The sequence below is a fragment of the Mariniflexile aquimaris genome (assembly GCF_042676825.1).
Classification (GTDB): domain Bacteria; phylum Bacteroidota; class Bacteroidia; order Flavobacteriales; family Flavobacteriaceae; genus Mariniflexile; species Mariniflexile aquimaris.
The window spans coordinates 624,299-639,196 of sequence record NZ_JBHTIB010000008.1 but is presented as its reverse complement, the minus strand read 5'-3'; the positions used below and the strand labels follow the sequence as shown (position 1 = coordinate 639,196).

Genomic DNA, 14,898 nt, shown 5'->3' with positions numbered 1-14,898 from the left:
CGCTAACTTAATTAAAAAGAGGTATTGTAATTCTTAAAAATTTCCCCGTCAATATTACAAATCACACCATGAAAACCTATACAAAACAAAGGTTTAATTACTTCTAAAACACCCATTAACCCTTTAAATAACTAGCAAAATTTTCATTTATTTTCAGTCGATTAAAACCTAAAATACATAAAAAAAAACATCGTTCAAATATTGCTTTTTAAACGATGTCCTTAACTAAACAACTAAACTAACTCAATTTAATCCTTCTAAAAATCCTGTATGTGCACTTTTTAATTTAAAATCTTTATCATATAATAGGGGCCAGTCATTCCCTGGATGATTCAAATCTGTACTATAAGGAATCCAAGATTCATTGTCTTTAAATCCCCAAACTGTTAAAGCATACTTATTAGCAGCAGGAAGAGCATTATAGATTTTAACAATCTCTAAATATTTTGCTTTTTGAGCCAAATTTCTTTCTTCAGTGAGGTAAGTAATATCATTGTTTTGGTTCACTTGAATATCCAACTCAGAAACATGAATTTTTAAGCCTTTAACAACAGCTCTATTAATATCGGTCTCCATTTGTATTTTCGTAGGACTCAGATATGTGTTATGCATTTGAAAACCAACACCATCTATAAGGTTATTTGCCATTAAATCTTCTACAATTGTATAAACTTTATTTTGTTTATTAATATTAGTTGAAGTCGCATAATCATTATAGAAAAGCAATAAATTTGTATCCCCAGCAGCATTTGCTGCATCTCTAGCCCACTGAAAACAGTCTTTAATATAATTAGGCCCCATCTTTTGAAGAAAAATAGTATTTCTTAAACCACCATCATTATCATTAACAGCCTCATTTACAACATCCCATGATTTTACTTTTCCAGCATAGCGAGTTACCACATCTGTGATGTATTTTTTTACTTCCATCGTGAACTCTGCATTAGTACCCGAAAAATTAGTTAACCAATTAGGAACGGCATTATGCCAAACTAAAGCATGACCATGCACATTTATGCCATTATCATTTCCATATTTAACTATTTTGTCTGCTGCCACCCAATTATAAGATCCGCTACCTGTAGAAATGGGATTCATTTTCATTTCATATTCGGCTGTAAGACTACTAAATTCGTTTTTAAGAACTACATCATACGCACTACCAGTACTTAATTGTTGCGACTTTACCGCTACTCCTACAAAAAAAGGATTAGCTAATGCGTTTGCCTTCACTTTAAGAAACGTTGGATCCTCAGCTACGATACCTGTAGTTGTAACCGCTATAATATTAGAATTATTAGATACTTCAACACCTCTTTTGGCTCTTACTCTATAGTAGTAGGAAGTAGCTGGCGAAAGTCCAGTAATTACAAATGTGTTACCTGTTACTGATAATGCATTAAATTCTGCAACAAAAGTAGAAAAACTACTATTTGTTGATACGTCTAATAAATAACCATCGGTTTTAGCCACCAAAACCCAATTTGCCTGAAAAGAAGTATCTGTAATATTACTAGCCGTTGAAGCAAAGGGAATCCCTAACACTTCAATTGGATCTGGACCATTACCATCATCTTTACTGCAACTTAACAATGTCATTACTAACAAAAGAGCGATTCCCATTTTTATATTAGTTAGTTTCATTTAATATTTTTTAAAACCGTTATTGTTTATGAATAGTATCATTTAATAAAATTCATTTTTTTCTTATTCTTCGACTCTAAATTTAATATCATCAAATTTCAAGGTTGAAGCTGTACCATTATTAGGCAAAGAAACTTTAACTTGTAATATACCTGACGGATCTACTTTTTTAGTATCTGTTGCGGCATTTCCAGGATTATAACCAGATCCAAATTGATCTAAGACTGCTGAAACTTCTTGCCATCCACTTGTAGTAATAGTAAAGTGATATGCCCAAGTATCAAGAATCACATCAAATGAAGAACCAGCGCTAGCATTTACCATCATTTTAAATGTTACTTTAGAAGCGGCAGTTGCTGTACTTGGCAAAAATACCCCTGCTTCATTATTCTGGCATCCATTATATCCATTTGCTGTGGCTCCATTATAATCGTATTGTGCACAATTACCGGTTTGACCTGATGCTGTTGCTGTAAAAGCACCTGCATCACCATAATATCCCCATGTACTAGTGTACAAACCATTACCGTCAAAATCTTCAAACAAATAATCGATAAAACCAAAATTGATATCTAAAAACGTTGTGTTTACTACCCCAGGACCTGGAGGGACAAGAGGCGTGCTACCTGCTGAAGTTGTTATAACAACATCTGCACCCGCCGTGGCATTGGTAGGTACTGTAAAATATAATTCTTTATCTGAAACTAAAGTGTAAGCTAATGGTTCTCCACCAAATGTAACTGAAACAATATCAACAAACCAACGTCCTTTTATGGTAACTTTATCACCTATTTTTGGATGAAGCGCACTAAAACTACCAAATACGGGTGCAGGTTGTATAATATTAATTTGAGATTCAATCACCCCATTAGCAGTTATAAACTTGATAGGTTGAACTCCAAAATTATAAGGATTATCAAAATCGTAGTTAGGTATATTGAAAAATATCGCTACGCTAGAATTCAAATTAGGATTAAAAGACACTTCAATTTTATTATCTAAAATTATTTGTTTTAATCCAGACAAATTTGTTCCTTCAATCTTAAGCAATTCGCCAGGGACTCCAGAGGCATTAGGATTAGTTTGTGAAACAAAAGAATTTATAGTTGGCACCCCAGCTTCTTCCTCTGAACATGCGAATAATACAAAAATGAGTACTATTAATATTGTGTTTATTCTAAAAATGTTTTTCATAATTTAATAATTAAAAATTAAAAGGTACTGGAGCGGCAGTAAGATTAACATTAATACTTATAGCACCTGCTGGAAGTGGTAAAGTAAAGTAATCATTTGTTGGTGCAATTTTGATAGAAACTAATTGAGTTCTAGCTCCATCGCCATAAAAACCTCTTTCTTGGGCAGCTATTTCTGCCAATGCATCTTGTCTATTTCTACGTTGTAAGTCGAAATAATATTGACCTTCTAATAAAAATTCAATTCTGCGTTCTTTAAACAAACTAGATTGTGTAATGGTACTAACAGAGCCTAAACCTGCGCGAGAACGCACTTTGTTAAAAGCCAACAGCGCCTCACTATCTGATGTAGAGGCATTTGCACCTAATTTGGCTTCGGCCATCATTAACAGCACATCTGCATAACGTAACATATTGGTGTTTTGATCTGTTCGCATAAAACAAACATTATATCCATCATCTGCTGAACCCACTATATATTTTCGAAAATTCAAGGCTGTTTGGGAAGGTAATTTATCAAAAGTATAACCTCCTTTTTTACTTAGTAACTCTGGATAAACATCACCATCAACCATAATAGACGGTTTTCTTCTTTTATCACCTGATTCATACAATCCCGGTAAATCAATGGTTGGCATGTAAGAACCCCAGCCATCACCCCCACCAGTAATACCAGAGCCTGATGGCACGATAAAAGCTTGTTCGGTATTTTGAGTGCCCCATTCATTACAGTTAACGGTCCATTGTAAAGAAAACAAGCTTTCTTTACTATTGTTATAATTAGGATTATTAAATAAATTACCATAATCTTCTAATAAATCGTACTTTCCACTATTTATAACTTCTCGACATAATTGAGCAGCTTCATCATATTTTTTTAAATTTAATTTCACTTTTGCCAACATACCCATTGCCGAGTATTTTCCAATTCGTCCTACCTTTGGATTCGCTGTCAATTTTTCCGCGGCATCTTCCAAATCCATTTCAATAAATTTGTAAACATCCGATTCTAAATTTCTAAACGCATTGATACCCGAAGAGTTTTCATCATAAATTGGAACAGCCCCCCAAATTCGTACTAAATAAAAATAGGCAGTAGCTCGCATAAATTTAGAAACACCAACCCCTTGAATATAAGCATCTTCAGGGATATTTTCCTTGTCCTTAATTAAATCTTGGATTAAAGAATTCGATTGGTTTACTACAGAAAATAATCCGGTCCAATTGCTATTTAAAACGGCATTGTCGTTTAATACAGATGCTTCTGCAAAGGGTCTAAATTCACCGTCATTTGCCCATACATTACCTGCATATGTATCACCTTGGGTTATCATACCCTTAAAATTATAATCAAACCAACCTTTAGTGTATAAACCATTTTGAATGCCTTCATAAGGAGATGCTCCAGGAGGCAAACAATCTGTACATAGTGAATTCTCAGATCTCAAATCTGTAAAATCTCCTGAACACGATCCTAAGAAAAGAATCATGGTAGCTAGCATTAATATTTTATTTAATAGCTTTTTCATAATAATTAAACTTTAATGTTATTAAAATGTTAGGTTCACCCCTAATGTTATTGTTTTAGCCAAAGGATATCTACCTACGTCTAGTCCTGCATATCGAATATCTGAATTTCTACTTCCTATTTCAGGATCTAGACCGGAGTACTTTGTGAACGTAAATAAGTTTTGTCCGGAAATGTAAATTCTAGCTTTAGTAAAGAAATTAGTTTGATCTAAAATATCAGAGCTTATATTATATCCCATCGTAATATTTTGAATTCTAATATAAGACCCATCTTCTACAAAACGATCTGAAACACGAGTGTTGGCATTTCCATTTCCTAAATCAATTCTTGGAATATTTGTGTTTTGAGCTAAATTGGCAGCGTCGTCTAAAGTAACACCATCTGGTAAATAGTTTACAACGAAATGGTTTAGTGCATCTGTAGTTTGATTTTCTCCTATGAAACGTAATGCTTCTGTATAAAATCTATTTTGATTGTATATTTTGTTTCCGTATGAACCGTTTAACACAACACTTAAGTCAAAATTCTTATAACTAAAATTATTGTTGACACTAAAGGTAAATTTTGGAAGCGCAGACCCAATGTAAGTTCTGTCTTTTAGTGTAATTTCTCCATCTTCATCTATATCTTTAAATTTAATATCTCCTACACTGGTTTTACCTGGCACCTGAATAGCACTTTCATTAACTTCTTGTTGGGTTCTAAAAATACCATCTGTAACAAATCCGTAAATTTGTCCCAGAGATTTTCCTTGTTCCACGTAACTATAAAGCAATTCTCCATCAGATTGCGGAATATTGGCGGTTAGTGGTTTTGTACCATCATAAAATTTTGTCAATTTATTAGTAAACGTTGAGAATATGAAAGTAGAATTCCATGATATATCTTTTGTTTGATAATTTCTAGTATTCAAAGTTATATCGATACCCTTGTTTAGCATTTCACCTACATTTTCGAAAGGCAAAACTCTACCCGCTGTTCTGTCGTCGGCAGGTCTTTGAATTAATAAATCTGAAGATTTTTTTTGATACACATCTAGGTCTAATTTAATGGCATCATCCAATAAGCCAATTTCTAAACCTATATTTATAGATTTTAAAGTTTCCCATTTAATATCTGGATTTCCATCTACAGAATAAATATAAGATAACCCACTTGATGAAGGCACAGCGGAAAATTGCGTTTGAAATAAAAAGCTAGGAATGTTTTGATTCCCTACTTCACCATAACCACCACGTAGTTTCAAGTAATTTACAGTACTTGACGATTTCATGAAATCTTCATTCGATATGGTCCAAGCTCCAGAAACAGCTGGAAAATAACCCCATTTGTTATTAGGTCCAAAATTTGAAGATGCATCGGCTCTTATTGAAGCTGTTAAATAATATCTATCATCAAAATTATAGTTAGCTCTAGCAATGTAAGATTGCATAGCCCAAGCATAACTTTGATTATCTACTTCAGAGGTTGATTTTAAACCCAACACTAAATTATCAAATTGGTTGTTTCCTTCTAATCCTCTTCGAGAACCTCTTAAATATTCAAAATCACTTTTTTGTCTTTCTTGCCCTAAAACCACATTCAAACTATGCTTATCAAAACTTTGATTGTATGTTAAATAGTTTTTAACATTCCAATAATAACTTTGATCCTGTTGTTTAAGAGAGGAGTTCACCTCATTTGCAGCAGTACCAATATTTTCGTAGGTAGGAATAAAAACTCTACCATCACCCGCATTTAAATCGTAACCAAGTTCAGTTCTAAAAGTTAACGGTTTTAGTAATTCTATTTCAGCAAATAAATTACCATTTATCTTAAATTTTTTATCACGATTGTTTACATATTCTGAATAAGCAACTGGATTAACAGCTTCGTAATTATTGGCTGCGCCATTTACACCACCGCCAGGAGCTCCGTAACTGCCATCAGGATATCTTACAGGTATTAGCGGGCTTAAACGCAAAGCCGATGACACGATACCACCTCTGTCATCATTTTTAACAATACGCTGACTTATATTACTTAAGGACACATTATTACCTACCTTAAGCCAATCGTTAACTTTTGTATCAATATTCAATCGCATAGAAATTCTTTCAAAACTGGTATTAACAATAACACCATCTTGTTTAAAATAGCCTAAGGATGTATAATAGCGCGTACCATCTTTTTCTCCAGAAATCGCAACTTGGTTATTAGTAACTATAGCTTCTCTAAATATTTCCTCTTGCCAATTAGTACCTTTACCTAATAAACTAGGGTTTTGAAATTCAAAAGGGACTTCTCTATTATCAGATTTTAACAAATCGCTTGTATACTGAGCGTATTGTTGCAAATCCATCATATCAATATACTTTGTAACAGATTGAATACCAGTATAATTATCAAAAGAAATTACCGCTTTACCTTTTTTTCCTTTTTTGGTAGTAATTAAAACAACTCCATTAGATCCATTAGCTCCATAGATTGCAGTAGCCGACGCATCCTTTAAAATATCTATGGATTCAATGTCTGACATATTTAGACCAGACAACGCAGAATTGACATTTTGCCCTGCGCCACCACCTGTGGCCGATCCTAAATCTAATGATTTGTTATTTCTATCTGCGAAAATAGGTGTGCCATCTATTACGTACAATGGTTCATTTCCATTTATAGACGTTATCCCTCTTATTTTCATAGAAACCCCGCCACCTGGGGCACCTGAGTTTTGAGATACCGTAACCCCCGCGGCTTTACCAACCAGCGCTTGATCTACAGATGTAAATGGCTGATCTCTTATCTGATCAGCTGAAACTGAAGAAATAGCTCCTGTTAAATCTTTTCTTTTAGAAGTTCCATAACCTATTACAACTACTTCATCTAATGCAGAGGTGTCTTCTACCAAACTTACGTTTAATTTACTTTGACCTGTAAATACAATTTCTTGTTTTGCAAAACCCATATAGGTAAAGACCAGAACACTATTTAGATTTACATTGTTGATGGTATATTTACCATCAAAGTCGGTTATGTTTCCCGTAGTGGTGCCTTTGATAAGAATATTAACTCCCGGCAAAGGAATTCCGGACTCGCCTGTAACAATGCCCGACACCGTTTTTGATTGTGAAAAAGCGCTTTGTATGCACATCATCACCAAAGCAATGACTGCCAATTTAAACTTTATCTTCATGTTAATTAGTTTAAGTTATTAATTTAGTTTGTTGATTATTTAATTTATTAATGTTACATTTTTTACTAATATATCGCTAGTGGTGGTATCTGCTACACCTTTAAAACCAGGCTGCTTTCCGCCAATACTTACTTTTAATAATCCTGATTCTAATACTGCGATGCCTTCATTATTTATTAAGGCATATTGTTTTGGACTAATACTGAAACTTAATTTTTTAGTTTCGCCAGCTTTTAAATGAATCCTTTCAAAACCTACCAAAGTTCTTATGGCTGCATCTACTTTTCCTTCGTGAGAAACATATAGTTGAACAACTTCATCTCCATCAAAGGCTCCAGTATTTTTAACCTCAACATTTAAATTAATGTCGTTATTTATGATAACCTGGTCTGGGATGTTTAAATTAGTATAAGCAAAACTGGTATAGCTTAAACCATGACCAAATGGAAAAAGAGGATTCCCTTTAAAGTATTTATAGGTTCTATTTTCCATGTTATAGTTTTTAAAATCGGGCAAATCGTTCACCGACTTATAAAATGTTACAGGGAGTCGTCCTGCTGGATTATAATCTCCAAACAAAACATCTGCAATAGCATTCCCTCCAAATTCACCTGGATACCATGCTTCTAAAATTGCAGGAATATTATCTGCTGCCCAATTAACCGCTAAGGCACTTCCGTTCATTAAAACCAAAATTATTGGTTTACCAAGAGCTTGAATTTTTTTCATTAATTCAATTTGCGATTTGGGAAGTGTAATGTCTGAACGGTCGCCTTTATCAAAGCCTTCTAATAAAACTGGCATCTCCTCGCCTTCAATATCTGGAGATAGGCCTAAACACATTATTACAACCTCAGAATTTTTTACGGCCTCTAATGCTGGCGTTAATAAATCTTGATCCATTTTAGCCCAAACAAATTGCGCTTGCGGATCTGAATGGTAGTTAAAATATTCAATTTTTATATCATGGGGTTTTCCTGCTTTTAAAGCTATATCGAAATACTTAGTTTTTGGTTCATGGTCGTCTTTAAATTCAAACTTCAATTCATTGTCAAAATAAAGTTTGCCTGCACTACTTGCTCTAAATCCTATTCTATAGTTCCCACTTTCATTTGGCACCAGTTGTCCTGTCCATTTTACTGAAAATTCATCAGTTTTTAAATTTTCGATAGGTCTTTTTAAGGTCCAAAGAAAATCTACTACGCTATCGTTTCTTATAAATTCTGGAGTTCCTTCCCAATTTTTATTTTTAAAATATTCTCCTTTCAATCCTTTTCTTTCTCCATTTTTTAATAAAGCAGCTGGTATAGTATTTAACATGGGCCAACCGATAGCAATATCGCTTCCTAAAGCATAATTTATAGTAGCATTAGGCAACTTATCTTTGATTGCATTTAATGGCGTATTGTATTTTTTTGGTGTACCATGATAATTTCCTAACAAAGCCTGTTTAGAATTTGCGTTAGGCCCAATTACTGCGATAGATTTTATGTTTTTACTTAAAGGCAGCGTATTGTTCTGGTTTTTTAACAACACCATAGATTCCTTTGCGATTTTTTCAGATAAATTATAGTGCTTTTGACTCGCAACAACGCCGTAGGGGATTTTAGACCATTTTACGTTCACCTCTGGGTCGAACATACCTAGTTTAAAACGCGCTGTCATCAATCTGGTTAGTGCTAAATTAATTTTTTCTTCATCAACCATTTTTTTGAGAACAGCTTCTTTTAAATTGGGGTCGTAACAGTCTCCACAATTCAAATCTGTTCCTCTAGAAACTGCTAAGGCACTCGCCTCTGCTGGTGTTTTTACAAGCTCGTGTTTTCCTGGTTCCCAAAAATCATTAATCGCCCAACAATCAGAAACCACATAACCATCAAAACTCCAATCGTCACGAAGAATTTTTTGTAATAAAAGATTACTTCCACAGCAAGCTTCATCTCTAAAACGATTATAGGCACACATTACGGAATGTACTTTAGCTTCCTTTACAGCAGCTTCAAACGCAGGCAAATAAGTTTCGAACAAATCTTTATTAGATGTCTGGTAATTATCTTCATGTCTAGATTTTTCTGGTCCACTATGCACCGCATAGTGTTTTGCCGTTGCTACCACTTTTAAATATTTAGAATCATCTCCTTGAAGTCCTTTAATATAATTAACCCCTATTCTACTAGTTAAATATGGGTCTTCGCCATAGGTTTCTTGTCCTCTTCCCCATCTAGGATCTCTAAAAATGTTAATGTTTGGCGTCCAAAATGTTAATCCTTGGTAAATACCTCTTTTACCTTCAGAAATAAATTTGTGGTGTTTTGCTCTTGCTTCGTCTGATACTGCTGTACCCATTTCGAAAATTAAAGGTGCATTCCACGTAGCCCCCATACCAATTCCTTGCGGAAAAACGGTAGCTTCGCCAGCTCTGGCAACGCCATGTAAACATTCGTTCCACCAGTTGTAAGCAGGTACTCCCAACCTATTAATCTCAGGTGCATCATAACGCATTTGTGATACTTTTTCTGATAATGACATTTGACTAATTAAATCCCGCACCCTTTCTTCGATCGGCAAAGAAGTATCATTAAATTTAAAGGCAGTAAATTTTGCTACTTGCTCATTTGTTTTGTTTGCCTTACACGAAATAAAAAAAACCACAACGGTTAATAAACAGATTTTTGAAAGCTTAATTAAAAACTGAGGTCTATTGTATATATTAAAATTCATTAAAAGCGTTTTTTTATTGTAGATGAATTAATTAATGGAAACTACATATTAATAAGAGTAGAAAAACAAAAATCCTATATTCAAAATTTCTTAATAAATTTTTAAAAGTCTGATTATAATACTTTTCATTTTTTTACAAATAAGAAAATGTTTAAAACAAATATAATTGGCTTACAAGGCCAGAAATAATACATATAAAGCAAGTACTGAAAGAATTGTTGCAATTAGGGATAAAATAGGCTAAACGCATCACTAGAGATATCTGATGCTACATTTGTTATAGTATGTACTATATTGTTATAAAAGAATTATAAAATATTATTTAAATACAATTAAATTTTGGCTAAAAGGTATTTGTTATTGAGCACTTATATTGAATTGCTTAAACAAAAAAATATCGAGAGCTATAACCCTCGATATTTGTAACTTTACACACTTATTGAGATACTACCAAAAATAAATGATTAAGGATTTATCATAAAGAGTTTTGTTCTATATCTGTAGGCAAAACCCCAAAATGTGCTTTAAAGCATTTGGTAAAATAAGAAGGCGAAGAAAAACCTACTTTAAAGCAAACTTCACTAACAGTTGCACTGCCACTTTCGAGCAACTGTTTTGCACGTTGTAATCGAATTTTTCTTAAAAATTCATTAACCGTTTGTCCTGTTAAAGCTTTTATTTTTCTATAGAGTTGACTTCTACTTAAATTTAATTCTTCAGCCAATAACTCCACACTTAAGTCTGAGTCGCTGATGTTTTTATTAATGAAACTTAAAACTTTTTGAATAAATTCTTTATCAATAGATATTGCATTTTTACTTTCTTCGGCACCACTAATTGCTCCAAAATATTTATTAAAAATTAACTTTCTACTTGTTATTAACTGTGATACTCGAAGTTTTAACAAACGCATATCAAAAGGCTTTACCATATAGGCATCAGCGCCATAACCTATGCCCTCGATTCTATCGTCTATTCTTGTTTTAGCGGTTAGCATTAGTAAAGGAATATGGCTAGTTCGTAAATCTGTTTTAAGTATTTTACAAAAATCGAACCCGTTCATTTCTGGCATAATTACATCTGTAATAATAGCGTCTGGCAGGGCATCTCTTGATATTTCTAAGCCTTCTTTTCCATTATTTGCTACCAAAATTTTATAGTCTCCTTTAAGTTCATCACGCAAATAATTTCGAAGCTCTGTGTTATCTTCTACTATAAGAACGGTATATGACTTGGTTGTTTTTTCATCGAAAGCAACATCTTCTTTTACCAATTCTGTATTAATTTTTGGAACAAACCTTTCTTTTATTGATGTTGCAGATGTAACTTCGGTAAGAAGTTCCTGTTCTGAAAAATGATTTTTTCCCGCTGGGAATAAAATTCTAAAAGTGGTACCTTCTCCTATTTTACTTTCAACTTCAATGCTTCCTTTATGTAATTTTACAAAATTATGAACCACTTCAAGCCCTATTCCTGTGCCTCCATAATAAGTTTTATTCAAATTTTCTACTTGATAAAAACGTTCAAATATTTTTTTAGCTTGTTCTTTATCTAAGCCTGGACCTGTATCTGAAATTATAATTTCAATTACCTTAATTGGTTTTTTTTCATCAACCAAGGGTAGCACAATTAAATCATCCTTTGATAAAAGATCGATATTTATAGCCCCTCCGTTTGGCGTCACTTTCATGGCGTTTGACAGTACATTGAAAATAATTTTTTCTAACATGCTTTCGTCTGCCCAAAGTGATATGCTTGGAACGTCTGAATCTACTGCAAGATGTATGTTTCTATTATAAGCTTCTTCTTTAAAATAACCAGTTATGTCTTTAGTAAAGCTAACAGCATTTGTTTCTTGAGCCCGTATTCGCATTTTGTTAAACTCTAACTTCCTAAAATCCATTAATTCATTTATTAACCTGAAGAGCCTATCTGTGTTTTTGTAAATTATATTATGTTTTTCTTTAACACGTAGTGGTAAATTTAGTTTATTGTCATTAATTATATCTTGTAATGGATTAATAATCAAAGTTAAAGGCGTCCTAAATTCATGAGATATATTTGTAAAAAATTGAAGTTTCTTCTCATGTAATTCATCTTCCTGAATTCTTTGATTTCGTTCATTTCTAATTAATTCTTTTTCTTTTATACGATTTTGAGCTAAGTTGTAGAGCACGAAACCTGTACCTAAAATCAATAATACATACACAAATATCGCCCAATTTGTTTTCCACCAAGGAGGTAGAACAGTTATTTTTAACTCCAATGGTTTATCGCTCCAAACCCCATCATTATTTGCTGCTTTTAATTTAAAAACATAGGTACCTCTATCTAAATTTGTATAGGTGGCGCTTCTTAAATTACCTACATAATTCCAAGATTCTTCTAAACCTTCTAAATAATAGGCATACTGATTTTTTTCTGGCCTCGTATAGCTTATTCCTGAATACTCTATAGTAAAAACAGATTGGTTGTGATTCAATATTATTTCTTTGGTTTTAGCCAATATCTCCGTTAGTGGAGAGCCTTCTTTACCTGGTAAAACTTCTTTATTAAACAACTTAAGACCTGTGAGATATAATGATGGAACGATTTTATTTGTACTTATTTCTTCGGGATTAAAAAAATCAACTCCTTTATAATTCCCAAAATACAAATACCCCTTTTTATCTCTATAAACGGCATTAAAATTAAACTCGTTAGATAAAAGCCCGTCGTTTAAGGTAAAGTTTGTTATTTCATTATTTTTTAAATTTAATTTTAAAAGCCCTGAATTTACACTAACCCATAAATTTCCATCTTTACTCTCAATAATACTAGATACGCTTTCTTCTGTGAATTCATACAACTCATTATACCATTGAAATTTATCATCCTCGGTATAACGACATAGCCCAGAACCTCGAGTTCCAAACCAAATTGAACCATCGGAACTTTCAAATAGTGACAAGATGTGGTTAGCACTTTTTTTGTTTCTATTACCATTCGTTTTTTTCTTTGAAATTGACTCAACTACGTATTCATTATTCCTGCTTTTTTTAAATCTATATAACCCCTCGGTTGTACCAACCCAAACATTATTTTTAGAATCAACCATCACTTTTCGTACAGCATTTCCAATAACTTCATTTTTGGGAAATGGCGGCATATATTGATTTTTAAATTCACCATTTTTAGGATTATATGAAATAACCCCACCATGAAAAGTTCCTATCCAGATAATTCCATCTCGATCTTCATCAAAACTTAATATACTGTTAGCAATAACATTGGGTGTGTTTTCTGAATTATAATTGATAAATTTTTTAGAACCCTTTTTTAATAAAAACAAACCATTATTCCAACTACCTGCCCAAACGTTTTTCTTACTATCTATAAAAACGGCTTGAATATCTAAGCTAGTTAATCCTGCATAACTTTTGGTGTTTGTTTTATTGATATGCTCAAAGTTGTTAGTTTTAGGATCATAAATATCGATACCTCCACCATCCATACTTATCCAGAACTTCCCAAACTCATCTTGCGCGATAGCAGTAACTGAAGCGAACTGAAGGGAATTAGGATTACCTGATACACTTTCTAAACTATTAAATTTATCATATAATTTATCGTAAACAGCAACCCCACTATTATAATACCCCATCCATATTCTTTCGTTATTATCAACGAATAAAGACCAAATAGAATTTGATTTTATACTATTATTATCTGTTTTATCTAAGGTATAATTCTTAATTATTGAACCATATTGATTTATGTTAATTAGCCCATCATTCTCAGTGCCAATTAACAAGGTACCGTTGGGAATTTGAATCATTGACAAAATTCTTTTATTGGTAATTTTATAATGCTTCAAATTCAAAGATTCGTCTTTGCCCTTACTTAAACCATATAATCCATTTTCAAGTGTGCCTACCCAAATATTATTTGATTTATCTAACAAGATAGACTGTATGGATTGGTCTATTGAAACGATTCCTTTATCAGAGGAAAAATAACTTTTTTTTAGTGTATTTGTTTCACTATCATATTCATAAAGTCCTATATTCGATCCTGCATAAAGTTTTCCATTTTCGCCAACTAGAATCCCATTAATATTTACATAACTCGTTTCCGAATTAATGCCTTTGATAGGTATTTGTTCAATTCTGTCACTTTTAAAATTAAATTTATAAAGACCATTTTCAAAAGTACCGATATAAATATTACCTGATTTATCTGACGCCAAACTACTAATGGCTACAGAGATATTTTTATTTTTATTTATTCTACTTATTGGTATTTTTTTAAATCTATCAAACTGTCTCTCATATAAATTTAGTCCATCTTCAGTACCAATCCATAGCCTATTTTTATAGTCTAAATGAGAACAGTAAATTAAATTACTAATTAAAGAAGTTGAATCGTTAAGTTTATGCTTATAAGAAAGATAATCAATCCCATCGAACCTATATAATCCAGCACCATTAGTACTTATCCAAATAAAACCTTCTTTATCTTGTATAATACTTGGCACAGCCACCTTAGAAATGCCATCTTTAATATTAACAAAATGGTATTCCATCAAACTTCCTTGTGACCATAATTGCAAACTTATTAGGAAATAAAAAATCAGAAATTTGCCAGTGTGACTATTA

General features: G+C 32.7%; 6 protein-coding genes. All 6 read right to left on the bottom strand.

Annotation, left to right across the window (positions count from 1 at the left end):
* Positions 1 to 243 precede the first annotated feature (243 nt).
* Positions 244 to 1,644, bottom strand: coding sequence for an endo-1,4-beta-xylanase (locus ACFQ0I_RS07630; protein WP_379940917.1), 1,401 nt, complete (start codon positions 1,642 to 1,644; stop codon positions 244 to 246).
* A gap of 63 nt (positions 1,645 to 1,707) precedes the next feature.
* Positions 1,708 to 2,838: an IPT/TIG domain-containing protein gene (locus ACFQ0I_RS07625; protein ID WP_379940916.1), complete on the bottom strand. Its 1,131-nt coding sequence runs from the start codon at positions 2,836 to 2,838 to the stop codon at positions 1,708 to 1,710.
* A 10-nt stretch (positions 2,839 to 2,848) separates the two neighbouring features.
* Complete coding sequence (locus tag ACFQ0I_RS07620) at positions 2,849 to 4,366, bottom strand: RagB/SusD family nutrient uptake outer membrane protein (RefSeq protein ID WP_379940914.1); 1,518 nt, start codon at positions 4,364 to 4,366, stop codon at positions 2,849 to 2,851.
* Positions 4,367 to 4,387: 21 nt separating this feature from the next.
* A complete protein-coding gene (locus tag ACFQ0I_RS07615; protein WP_379940912.1) occupies positions 4,388 to 7,540 on the bottom strand; it encodes a SusC/RagA family TonB-linked outer membrane protein in 3,153 nt (1,050 codons plus the stop codon).
* 39 nt (positions 7,541 to 7,579) lie between these two features.
* Positions 7,580 to 10,069 carry a glycoside hydrolase family 3 protein gene (locus tag ACFQ0I_RS07610; protein ID WP_379940911.1) on the bottom strand — a complete coding sequence of 830 codons (2,490 nt, stop codon included), beginning with the start codon at positions 10,067 to 10,069 and terminating at the stop codon, positions 7,580 to 7,582.
* A gap of 667 nt (positions 10,070 to 10,736) precedes the next feature.
* Positions 10,737 to 14,825 carry a two-component regulator propeller domain-containing protein gene (locus ACFQ0I_RS07605; protein WP_379940910.1) on the bottom strand — a complete coding sequence of 1,363 codons (4,089 nt, stop codon included), beginning with the start codon at positions 14,823 to 14,825 and terminating at the stop codon, positions 10,737 to 10,739.
* Positions 14,826 to 14,898: the final 73 nt, after the last annotated feature.